Origin of the sequence: Streptomyces sp. HSW2009 (genome assembly GCF_040240285.1) — a bacterium.
Classification (GTDB): domain Bacteria; phylum Actinomycetota; class Actinomycetes; order Streptomycetales; family Streptomycetaceae; genus Streptomyces.
In genome coordinates this window covers 1-11,491 of record NZ_JBEHZD010000234.1, presented here as the reverse complement: position 1 = coordinate 11,491, position 11,491 = coordinate 1, and the positions used below count along the sequence as shown (strand labels likewise).

Sequence of the window (11,491 nt, the reverse complement as noted above, 5' to 3'; positions counted from 1 at the left end):
GAGCCCGGTGCAATTGTTGAACGTGCTGGAGTGGGCTTACGCCGCCCCCCGCCCCCCGGGGGGGGGGGGGGCCGGGGGGACCCGCGGGGGGGGGGGGGGCCCCCCCCCCCCCCCCGGGGGGGGGGCCCCCCCCCCCCCCGGCGGCGGGGGGGGGGGGGGGGGGCCCCGGCCGGGGGGGCCCCCCCCCCCGCCCCCCCCCCCCCCGGGGGGGGCGGGGCCGGCCGGGGGCGCCCCCCCCCCGGGGGGGGGCCCCCCCCCCCCCCGCGCCACGTCCGGGCAGAGCCCGAACACGGCGCGCCCCACCGGGCCGCATCCACGGGCCGCACGCTGGCCTTCGTGGAGAGCCCGGTGCAATTGTTGAACGTGCTGGAGTGGGCTTACGCCGACGCGCTCCGCGCGTCGGAAGGTGCAGCTGCGCTCCGCGCGTCGGAAGGTGCAGCCGCGCTCCGCGCATCGGAGGGTGCAGCCGCGCTCCGCGCGTCGGATGGTGCGGAAGGCGATGTTGGGGCCTCGCCCCGCGCGTCGGCGGATTCGGTTCCGTACGACTCCAGTCCCCGCCCCGCCCCGCAGCCGGGGCCGTACACCGCAGGTCAGGGCGTCCCGGCGGGCGCCTTGGCCGCGGCGGACGGCACGCCCGGCACGTACGACACGGACCGTGCGTACGACACGGGCAGCGCAGGCAGCACCGACAACGCAGGCAGCGCCGACAACGCAGGCATGACGGACCCCACCGCGGACGGTTCGACCATCGAGCCGCCGCGTGGTGTCCTGGCCGCGGCGGGGGCTCGTGCGGGGGCGCCGGACGACCTGACCGTGATCGTGCTGTCGCCGCACGACCCGATGACCCGTGGTCAACTCCGGCGGATGGCGGAGCTGGCCAGGGAAGAGGGTGTGACGGTCCGCTGGGAAGAGGCGCGCGGCGGTGCGGGCGCGCCGTTCCGCACCATCGGCGGCCTGGCCGCGATGCTGCGCGCCGCGCGGCGGATCGTGATCGGCGATCCGTTCTCGCGCTACGTACAGCTCCTGCTGACGATGGCCAAGGCCCGCGATCTGATCGTGGTGGACGACGGCACCGCCACCATGGAGTTCATCTCCCAACTGGCGCGCGGCGAGCGGCTTGAGCGCTGGCACCGGCGCGGCAGCCGCGGCCCCCGGGACCTGGTCTTCGCACCGGTCTCGGCCAACGCCCGGCGCCGGCTCACACCGGGGCAGCGGCGCCGGGTCGAGGTGTTCAGTTCGATGCCGGTGGAGCCGCCGTCCGGTGTCGTGGTCACGGCCAACACCTTCGCCTGGACCCGGGCGACGTTCGGCCCGCCCCGGCTGACCGGCGGCACCGACCTGGTGGGCACCTCGCTGGTGGAGACCGGCGTGGTGGACCCGGAGCGCTATCTGGAGGCGGTCACCGGACTCGCCCGCGAGCACGGGGCGACGCGCTACTTCGCGCACCGCAAGGAGAGCCCCGACAAGCTGCACCGGATCAGCGTGGAGGTGGGGTTGGAGATCGTCCGTCCCGACCTCCCGCTGGAGCTGATCGCCCGGCGCGGTCCCATAGGGCGGACGATCTTGAGTTTTCCTTCCACGGTGGTGCACACGCTTCCGCTTGCCCTTGCGGGCACCGGTATCAAGGTCGCCGTCTGTGACGTCGATCCGGCGTGGTTGACCGACAAGGCGTCGCCGCGGGCCCAGGGCTTTCTGTCCGGGGTCACCGGCACCGCGCGTGACGTGCAGCGATTGCCGTACGCGCCGGCTTCACCGAGCCAGCCCTAGCTTCCGGTCCGCTCACCGACGGTGAGCGGACCGGCCGTTTTCACGGCCAGGGCATAAACATGCCCCATACCCGTTGGGGCCTCCACTCATGCGGATTACGGCCCGGTTTTCTTCCCCTAACGGGCTGAACTTTTGTTGATCGGCGCGCAGTTGTCCCCCGTGTCGTCTTACGCTGCACGACGTGAACCATGTGACGTCCCGCGACCGTGAATCCGACACCGCCCCCGACGTGGAGCTGCCCGCAGTGGCGGCCGAGGCCGAGTTGCCAGGCCGGCTGCCCGCCGCGCTGCGCGACGAACTCATCGCCTTCCGGCGGGACTTGCACATGCACCCCGAGCTGGGCAACCGCGAGTTCCGCACCACTGCGGCGCTCAAGGCCCGCCTGGAGCAGGCCGGTCTGACCCCGCGCGTGCTGACCGGCGGCACCGGGCTGGTGTGTGACATCGGCGTGGCGGGCCCCGCCGCCGACGGCGCCGGAGCGGACGGGCGGGAGGCACACGCCGCGTACGGCGACGGCTTCCCGGGCCCGGCGACCCACGGTGACGCCTTCCCGGACGCGGCGACGCCCGGCGCGTCGGCCCCCGGCCCGGCAACCCACCGTGACGCCGGGCGCCCCCTCCTGGCCCTGCGCGCCGACATCGACGCGCTGCCGATCCCGGACACCAAGACCGTCGCGTACCGCTCGACCGTGCCGGACCGGGCGCACGCCTGCGGCCACGACGTGCACACCACGGCCGTGTTGGGCGCCGGCCTGGTGCTGGCTGAGCTGGCCCGCGAGGGGCGGCTGCCGCACCCGGTGCGGCTGATCTTCCAACCCGCCGAGGAGGTGCTGCCCGGCGGCGCCCCCGACGCCATCGAGGACGGCGTGCTCGACGGGGTGGGGCGGATCATCGCCGTGCACTGTGACCCGCGGGTGGACGTCGGCCGGCTCGGGCTGCGGGTCGGCCCCATCACCTCCGCCTGCGACCGGCTGGAGATCACCTTGAACGGCGCGGGCGGCCACACCGCGCGCCCCCATCTGACCACCGATCTGGTCACCGCCGCCGCGAAGGTGGTGACCGAGGTCCCCGCGCTGCTCGGCCGGCGCGTGGACACCCGCTCCGGGCTCGCCCTGACCTGGGGCCGCGTCGCCTCGGGACACGCCTGCAACGTGATCCCGCAACAGGCCGAGCTGGCAGGTACGGTGCGCTGCCTGGACCTGCCGGGCTGGCGGGCGGCGCCCGACCTGGTGCACGCCGCGGTCGAGGAGGTCGCCGCCCTGCACCGGGCCAAGTTCGAGATCAACTACGTCCGGGGCGTGCCGCCGGTCGTCAACCGGCCGGAGGTCACCGAGCTGCTGCGGCGTGCGATGGTGTCCCGGCGCGGCACCGATTCCGTGGAGGACACCGAGCAGAGCCTTGGCGGCGAGGACTTTTCCTGGTATCTGGAACACGTACCGGGTGCGATGGCCAGGCTCGGTGTGCGCCGCGTGGGTGACACCGCCCGGCGGGATCTGCACCGCGGCGACTTCGACGTGGACGAGGAGGCGATCCAGGTGGGCGTCGAACTGTTCACGGCCGCTGCTTTGCTGGATCGCAACCTTCCGTAGGGGGCGCGGTCACGGCGGGTTCGCGACGATCCGATAACGGCTTGCAGACACCCCTTTTCTGCGGTTCTACGCGCGTTACGATGCGGCGGAATCAGCGCCGTAGGTGGCGCTTCGAGTGAAGGGGTCCCTCGTGCGCCGGGCATCCAAGATCGCCGTCGCGGGCGTCGCTACCGCGGCTCTCGCCTTCTCCGCCACTGCATGTGGCAGCAGTTCGGACGAAGGAGGCAAGGACAAGGGCATCGGCCTGGCGTACGACGTCGGCGGCCGGGGCGACCACTCCTTCAACGACTCCGCGGCCAAGGGCTTCGACAAGGCGAAGAAGGACCTCAAGGTCGGCGGCAAGGAGATGACCGCCAAGAACACCGACACCGAGGCCGACCGCTACCAGAAGCTGGCCGACCTCGCCGACGCCGGCTACGACCCGGTCATCGGCGTCGGCTACGCGTACACCCCCTCGCTGGCCAAGGCCGCGAAGAAGTACCCGGACACGCACTTCGCGATCGTCGACTCGGTCGTCGAGGAGAAGAACGTCGCCAGCCTGGTCTCCGCCGAGCACGAGGGCTCCTACCTGGCCGGCGTCGCCGCGGCCCTCAAGAGCAAGTCCGGCAAGGTCGGCTTCATCGGCGGCACCAACAGCGCGCTGATCAAGAAGTTCGCCGCCGGCTACGTACAGGGCGTCAAGGACACCAAGCCCAGCGCCACCGTCGACGTCCAGTGGGTGACCCCCGGCAGCACCGACGGCTTCGGCCTGCCCGACCGCGGCAAGGACATCGCCGAGGGCATGCTCGACAAGAACATCGACGTCATCTACTCGGCGGCGGGCGGCTCGGGCGCCGGCGCCATCGAGGCCACCGCCAAGAAGAAGGGCACCTGGTCGATCGGCGTCGACGGCGACCAGTACCACGAGAAGGGCCTGGCGGACTACAAGAACTCCATCCTGACCTCGGTGGTCAAGAACGTCGACGGCTCCGTCTACGACTTCATCGCCAGCGTGCTGAAGGACAAGAAGCCGATGACCGGCGTCCAGACGTACGACCTCAAGCAGGGCGGCGTCTCGCTCTCCTACTCCGGCGGCTTCCTCGACGACATCAAGCCGAAGCTGGAAGAGGCCAAGCAGAAGATCATCGCCGGCGACATCAAGGTGAAGTCGACCTACGCGGGCTGACCTGCGCGCCGGCCCGTACGGCCGTCGCACCGGGCCTGGAGGCAGCCGCGCAACTGCTGCTTCCGGGCCCTTCCCCTGAGTTCACCCAGCCCGCACCGGGCCGTCCCGCCCCACCCTCAGGAGTCGCCATCAAAGCCGCCAGCGCCCGCCCGGGCGAGCCACCCGCAGGCGACGGCCACCCCCTCGCCGTCGAACTCCACGGAATCACCAAGCGGTTCCCCGGCGTCGTCGCCAACCACGACATCGACATCGAGGTACGCCGCGGCACCGTGCACGCCCTCGTCGGCGAGAACGGCGCGGGCAAGTCCACGCTGATGAAGATCCTCTACGGCATGCAGCGCCCCGACGAGGGCACCATCGCCATCGAGGGCCAGCGGGCCGACCTGCACTCGCCGGGCGACGCCATCGCCCGCGGCGTGGGCATGGTGCACCAGCACTTCATGCTCGCCGACTACCTGACCGTCCTGGAGAACATCGTCCTGGGCGCCGAGAAGCTGCACGGCATCGGGGCCAGGGCGCGCGCCAAGGTGCGCGAGATCTCCGACGCGTACGGGCTCGGCGTGCGGCCCGACGCGCTGGTGGAGGACCTCGGCGTCGCCGACCGGCAGCGGGTGGAGATCCTCAAGGTGCTCTACCGGGGCGCCCGCATCCTGATCCTGGACGAGCCGACCGCGGTGCTGGTGCCGCAGGAGGTCGACGCGCTCTTCGACAACCTGCGCGAGCTCAAGTCCGAGGGCCTGACCGTCATCTTCATCTCGCACAAGCTGGGCGAGGTGCTCTCGGTCGCCGACGACATCACCGTCATCCGGCGCGGCACCACGGTCGCATCGGTCGCCCCGGCCGAGACCACCGCCAAGCAACTCGCTGAGCTGATGGTGGGCTCCGAGCTGCCGTCGCCGCAGACCAGCGGCGGCGCCGTCACCGACGTCGAGCTGCTCACCCTACGGGAGTTGCGGCTGACCGCCACCGACGTGGACGGCGTGGACCGGCCCGTACTGGACGGCATCGACCTCACCATCCGCAAGGGCGAGGTGCTCGGCATCGCCGGCGTCGAGGGCAACGGGCAGGCCGAACTGGTCGAGGCCATCATGGGCATGCGGGACCCGGACGGCGGGGTGATCACCCTGGACGGGCAGGACATCTCGCACGCCCCCACCCGCGCTCGCCGCGAGGGCGGCATCGGCTACATCCCCGAGGACCGGCACCGGCACGCGCTGCTCCTGGACGCGCCGCTGTGGGAGAACCGCATCCTGGGGCACGTCACCGAACCGCCCAACAGCCGCGGCTGGCTGCTCGACCCGGGCGCCGCCCGGCGCGACACCGAGCGGATCGTCGCCGAGTACGACGTGCGCACCCCCGGCATCGAGGTCACCGCGGCCTCGCTGTCCGGCGGCAACCAGCAGAAGCTCATCGTCGGCCGCGAGATGAGCCACCGGCCCAAGCTGCTCATCGCGGCCCACCCCACGCGCGGCGTCGACGTCGGCGCGCAGGCCCAGATCTGGGACCAGATCCGGGCCGCCCGCAGCGAGGGCCTGGCGGTGCTGCTGATCTCGGCCGACCTGGACGAGTTGATCGGCCTGTCCGACACGCTGCGGGTGATGTACCGCGGGCGGCTCGTCGCCGACGCCGACCCGGCCACCATCACCCCCGAAGAGCTGGGCTCGGCGATGACCGGCGCGGCCGGCGGCCACTTGGAGCACCCCACCGACGGGCCGGGAGAGGGCCGATGAAGAAGATCGACAAGGAACGGGTGCTGCTGGCGATCGCCGCGCCCGCCCTCGCCCTGGTCGCCGCGTTCGCCCTGACCGCGCTGGTGCTGCTGGCCACGGGCAAGGAGCCGTTCAACGCGTTCAGCGTGATGTTCGAGTACGGCGCCAAGTCCGACAGCCAGGTCTACATCCTCAACAAGGCCACCACGTACTACCTGGCCGGACTCGCCGTCGCCATCGGCTTCCGGATGAACCTGTTCAACATCGGCGTGGACGGCCAGTACCGGCTCTCCGCCTTCCTCGCGGCGGCCGTCGGCGGGGCGCTGAACCTGCCGGGCCTGGTGCAGATCCCGCTGATCATCCTGGTGGCCATGCTGGTCGGCGCCATGTGGGCGTCGATCGCCGGACTCCTCAAGGTCTACCGCGGCGTCAGCGAGGTGATCAGCACCATCATGCTGAACTCGCTGGCCACCGCGCTGATCAGCTATCTCCTCGTGGACGGCCGGCTCGGCGTGTTGGACAAGGACACCAACATCGTCTCCACCGAACCGCTCCCCTCGTCCAGCCACTTCTTCACCATCCCGGCTGGTGGCGACCTCGACCCGATCTGGGGCTTCCTGGTGGTGGCGGTCCTGGCCGGCCTCGGGTTCTGGTTCGTGCTGGGCCGCACCAGGTTCGGCTTCGACCTGCGCTCGGTGGGCCGCTCCGAGCCCGCGGCGCAGGCCAGCGGCGTCGGCGTCAAGCGCATGATCGTCACCAGCATGGTGCTCTCCGGCGCGATGGCGGGCCTGGTCGGCATGCCGACCCTGCTCAACGACACCCACCAGTTCACCTCCGACTTCCCGCTCGGCGTCGGCTTCACCGGCATCGCGGTGGCCCTGCTCGGCCGCAACAACCCCGTCGGCATCGCGCTCGGCGCACTGCTGTGGGGCTTCCTCGAACGCGGCGCCAACCGCCTGGAGTTCGAGGGCTACGACAAGGAGATCGTCGGCGTGATGCAGGGCGTCATCGTGCTGTGCGTCGTCATCTCGTACGAACTGGTGCGCCGCTACGGCATCAAGCGCCAGCAGCAGCGGGTGGGCGCCGAACTCGCCGCCCAGGCCATCGATCTCAGCAAGCGGGAGGTGGCCCAGTGAGCGGCAACCCGACCCTCCAGAAGACCCCCAAGGACAAGGAGTCCGGCGGCGCCAGCCGGACCGCGCGCGGCCGGCTCTCCTTCGCCAAGGTCCTGCTGATCATCGCGGGCGCGCTGCTCACGCTGTCGGTGGTGCGCGAGATCGTCGACCAGGTCGCCAGCGGCCAGACCCCGGCGTTCAACAACATCACCTCGTCCGGGCAGATCGCCGCCGGCCTCTCGATGGCCGTCCCGATCGGCCTGGCCGGCCTCGGCGGCCTGTGGGCCGAGCGGGCCGGCGTGGTCAACATCGGCCTTGAGGGGATGATGATCCTCGGTACGTTCTTCGGCGCCTGGGCCGGCTTCCAGTGGGGCCCGTGGGTGGGCGTGCTGGCCGGTGTGCTCGGTGGCGCGGTCGGCGGCCTGGTGCACGCGGTGGCCACGGTCACCTTCGGCGTGGATCACATCATCTCCGGCGTGGCGATCAACATCCTGGCGCTCGGCGCCACCACGTACCTGGCCAAGCGCTGGTTCGAGCCGCTGGCCGAAGAGGGCGGCAGCCCCAAACAGTCGCCGCAGGTGGACGACATCCAGCAGTTCACGGTGCCCGGTCTGGCCGACTGGTTGGCCGACCTGGAGAAGCACCACTGGTTCCTGCTGTCCGACCTCGCGGGCATCCTCGGCGGCCTGGTCACCGACATCTCGGCGCTGACGATCGTGGCCATCGCCCTGTTCGTCGGGACCTTCTTCGTGCTGTGGCGGACGTCCTTCGGGCTGCGGCTGCGCTCCTGCGGCGAGAACCCGATCGCCGCGGAGTCGCTCGGCGTCAACGTCTACTTCTACAAGTACGCGGCCGTCGTCACCTCCGGTGCGCTCGCCGGCCTCGGCGGCGTCTTCCTGGCCCTGGTCCGTTCGCACATCTACAACGAGGGGCAGACCGGCGGCCGGGGCTACATCGGCCTCGCGGCCATGCTGTTCGGCAACTGGCGGCCCGGCGGGCTGGCCATGGGCGCCGGCCTGTTCGGCTACTCCGACGCGCTGCAACTGCGCAGCGGCGGCACCACCGTGCACGCCCTGATCCTGCTGCTCGCGCTCGGCCTGCTCGCCCTGGCGGTATGGCGCCTCACCCGCAAGGAGCACATCGCGGCCACGCTGAGCGGCCTGGCCGCCGCCCTCCTGATCCTCTGGTACGCCATGACCGACTCCGTGCCGAACGAACTGGTCGGCGCCACGCCGTACATCGTGACCCTGCTGGTGATGGCGCTGGCCGCGCAACGCCTGCGCATGCCCAAGGCCAACAACAAGCCCTATCGACGGGGGCAGGGCACATGACGGGGCAGGGCGTGCCGCGCGATGCGGCTGGTGACGCCTCGCGCGATGCGGCTGGTGGCACGGGGGGTGACTCGCCGCGCGGTGCGGCTGGTGGCTCGCCTCGTGATGCGGTCAGTGGCGCGGCCGGCGACGTGCCTCGCGATGCGGTCAGTGGTACGGCTGGTGACGCGGCCCGTGTCGTGCTCGACGAGGCCGGCTGGCAGGAGTTGCGGGAGCGGGCCAGGTCGGCGATGGCCCGTGCCTACGCGCCGTACTCCGGCTTCCCGGTCGGGGCGGCTGCCCTGGTCTCCGACGGGCGCACGGTCACCGGCTGCAATGTGGAGAACGCCGCGTACGGGGTGGCGCTGTGCGCCGAGTGCGGGCTGGTCTCCGCCCTGGTCGCCGGCGGCGGCGGCCGGCTCACCGCCTTCACCTGCTGCGACGGGGAGGGGCGGGTGCTGATGCCGTGCGGCAGGTGCCGGCAGTTGCTGTGGGAGCACGGCGGCCCTGACCTCCAGGTGGACACCGCCCGCGGCATCCGCCCGCTCGCCGAACTCCTCCCGGACGCGTTCGGCGCCGCCGACCTCGAACGCTAGTCGTGCCCTGGGCGCCGGCCGGCCGGCGGGCGCCCGGGGTCATATGGGGTCGTACGGGGCCATGCGGGGTCGTACGGGGGTGTGGTGGGTGTGCCGGCGCCTTGCACGGCCGGCCGGGCTGGTGGGCCCGTTGCTCCAGTCGCCCCGTCACTTTCGACCGCGTCACGTTCGACCGCGCCCGGCCCGAGCCTGGTGGGCGTGGGCGTGGGCGTGGGTGCGGGGCAGGGGCATGGCGGGTAGGCGCGGGGCGGGTCGGCGGCTCGCCCGGCGGTCCATGAGCTTTGTGCCACCAGCAGCGCACGCCGGCGCTCCGGCGTCCACCGGCACCACCGAGACACCCAGCGCACCCGACGCATCCGACTCACCCGCCGTACCGACGCATTCGACGCACCCGACGCACCCGACGCACCCGACGCACCCGACGCACCCGACGTTCCTGTCGTACCGACGTACAGAAAGGCCCGCACGCCCATGGACGCCATTTCCGTCATCCGTGCCAAGCGCGACGGCGACCGCCTCACCGACGCCCAGATCGACTGGATCATCGACGCGTACACCCGTGGCGAGGTCGCCCACGAGCAGATGTCCGCGCTGGCCATGGCGATCTACCTGAACGGCATGGACCGCGCCGAGATCGCCCGCTGGACCGCGGCCATGATCGCCTCGGGCGAGCGGATGGACTTCGCCGCGCTGCCCAGGCCCACCACGGACAAGCACTCCACCGGCGGCGTCGGCGACAAGATCACGCTGCCCCTCGCGCCGCTCGTCGCGGCCTGTGGCGCGGCCGTTCCCCAACTCTCCGGCCGCGGCCTCGGCCACACCGGCGGCACCCTGGACAAGCTGGAGTCGATCCCCGGCTGGCGGGCCGCGCTCAGCAACGACGAGATGATGGCCGTACTGGCCGACGTCGGCTCGGTCATCTGCGCCGCCGGCGACGGACTGGCGCCGGCCGACAATAAGCTGTACGCGCTGCGCGATGTCACCGGCACGGTCGAGTCGATCCCGCTCATCGCCTCCTCCATCATGTCCAAGAAGGTCGCCGAGGGCACCGGCGCGCTGGTGCTCGACGTCAAGGTCGGCTCGGGCGCCTTCATGAAGGACATCGAAGCGGCCCGCGAACTGGCCGCCACCATGGTGGGTCTGGGCACCGACCACGGGGTGCGCACCGTCGCGCTGCTGACCGACATGTCCACGCCGCTCGGCCTGACCGCGGGCAACGCGCTCGAAGTGCGCGAGTCGGTCGAGGTGCTGGCCGGCGGCGGCCCGGCCGATGTGGTGGCGCTGACGGTGGCGCTGGCCAGGGAGATGCTGACGGCGGCCGGCCTGCCGGACGCCGACCCGGAGCGCGCGCTGGCCGACGGCTCGGCCATGGACCACTGGCGCCGGATGATCCTCGCCCAGGGCGGCGACCCGGACGCGGCACTGCCCGTCGCCCGCGAACAGCACGTGGTGAACGCGTCCGGCGACGGCGTGCTCACCACGCTGGACGCGTACGCGGTCGGCGTGGCGGCCTGGCGTCTTGGTGCCGGACGCGCCCGGCGTGAGGACCCGGTCCAGCCGGGCGCCGGCATCGAACTGCACGCCAAGCCCGGCGACAAGATCACCGCAGGTCAGCCGCTTCTGACCCTGCACACCGACACCCCGGAGAAGTTCGGCTACGCGCTGGAGGCGCTCAACGGCGGCGTTCTGATCGCCCCGCCGGACGCCGCGTTCACCCCGCAGCCGGTGGTGCTCGACCGGATCGGCTAGCGGCCGGGAGCGGCACGGGCGGTTCGAGCGGTAGGGCAGCACGGGCGGTAGGGCGGTACGAACCGTGGGGCTGGACGCCGTCGGCTAGCACGGGGGCGGCGGGTCCTGGCCTGTCTTGTGGAGGAACCGGGGCCGCCGCGAAAAACGCTCACACGTTCGAGTGGCGGGTGGCGGCGGGCCTGTTCGGGATCGGTCGGGGCGTGGTGCGATGGATGGCACGTCGGACGGATGTCGCAAACGGGGCGACTCCGGGGGAGGGGCCGTCATGAGCGGACGTCTGGCATGCCTTCTGTGGGCTTGGATCGCCAACTGGGCTTATGTGGGCCGCAGTTGGGCGAAAGAGAGAGCGGCCCGTGACCCCCGTGCGCACCTCGCCGGTGGGACCCTCGCCGATCGGAACCTGGGCGTACGGCCACCCCCCCCGGGGGGGGGGGGGGGGGGGGGGGGGGGGGGGGGGGGGGGGGGGGGGGGGGGGGGGGGGGGGGGGGGGGG

Annotated in this window: 8 protein-coding genes; all 8 read left to right on the top strand. The window is 72.3% G+C overall.

What is annotated here, in order from left to right:
* Positions 1-717 precede the first annotated feature (717 nt).
* The 8 genes from AAHZ94_RS18315 (at position 718) to AAHZ94_RS18280 (ending at position 10,999) form a co-directional block, all read left to right on the top strand.
* Positions 718-1,767 (top strand): hypothetical protein, encoded by a 1,050-nt coding sequence (locus AAHZ94_RS18315; RefSeq protein WP_349994035.1) that lies wholly within the window; start codon positions 718-720, stop codon positions 1,765-1,767.
* Positions 1,768-1,996: 229 nt separating this feature from the next.
* Complete coding sequence (locus AAHZ94_RS18310) at positions 1,997-3,355, top strand: amidohydrolase (RefSeq protein ID WP_349994034.1); 1,359 nt, start codon at positions 1,997-1,999, stop codon at positions 3,353-3,355.
* Positions 3,356-3,485: 130 nt separating this feature from the next.
* Positions 3,486-4,520, top strand: coding sequence for a BMP family lipoprotein (locus AAHZ94_RS18305; RefSeq protein WP_349994031.1), 1,035 nt, complete (start codon positions 3,486-3,488; stop codon positions 4,518-4,520).
* A 128-nt stretch (positions 4,521-4,648) separates the two neighbouring features.
* Entirely contained in the window at positions 4,649-6,250 is a 1,602-nt protein-coding gene (locus AAHZ94_RS18300; RefSeq protein ID WP_349994033.1) for an ABC transporter ATP-binding protein, read from the top strand.
* Entirely contained in the window at positions 6,247-7,365 is a 1,119-nt protein-coding gene (locus AAHZ94_RS18295; protein WP_349994030.1) for an ABC transporter permease, read from the top strand. Before AAHZ94_RS18300 ends, AAHZ94_RS18295 begins: the two co-directional genes overlap by 4 nt.
* Positions 7,362-8,675 carry an ABC transporter permease gene (locus tag AAHZ94_RS18290; protein WP_349994029.1) on the top strand — a complete coding sequence of 438 codons (1,314 nt, stop codon included), beginning with the start codon at positions 7,362-7,364 and terminating at the stop codon, positions 8,673-8,675. Before AAHZ94_RS18295 ends, AAHZ94_RS18290 begins: the two co-directional genes overlap by 4 nt.
* A gap of 179 nt (positions 8,676-8,854) precedes the next feature.
* Positions 8,855-9,250: a cytidine deaminase gene (locus AAHZ94_RS18285; RefSeq protein ID WP_349994032.1), complete on the top strand. Its 396-nt coding sequence runs from the start codon at positions 8,855-8,857 to the stop codon at positions 9,248-9,250.
* Positions 9,251-9,721: 471 nt separating this feature from the next.
* On the top strand, positions 9,722-10,999 hold the full coding sequence (locus AAHZ94_RS18280; protein ID WP_349994028.1) for a thymidine phosphorylase: 1,278 nt from the start codon (positions 9,722-9,724) through the stop codon (positions 10,997-10,999).
* Positions 11,000-11,491: the final 492 nt, after the last annotated feature.

What these genes read in the sequence shown, in the direction of transcription:
- AAHZ94_RS18280 (WP_349994028.1), top strand. Translation starts at nt 9,722, where the DNA reads ATGGACGCCATTTCCGTCATCCGTGCCAAGCGCGACGGCGACCGCCTC.
- AAHZ94_RS18315 (WP_349994035.1), top strand. Translation starts at nt 718, where the DNA reads ATGACGGACCCCACCGCGGACGGTTCGACCATCGAGCCGCCGCGTGGT.
- AAHZ94_RS18295 (WP_349994030.1), top strand. Translation starts at nt 6,247, where the DNA reads ATGAAGAAGATCGACAAGGAACGGGTGCTGCTGGCGATCGCCGCGCCC.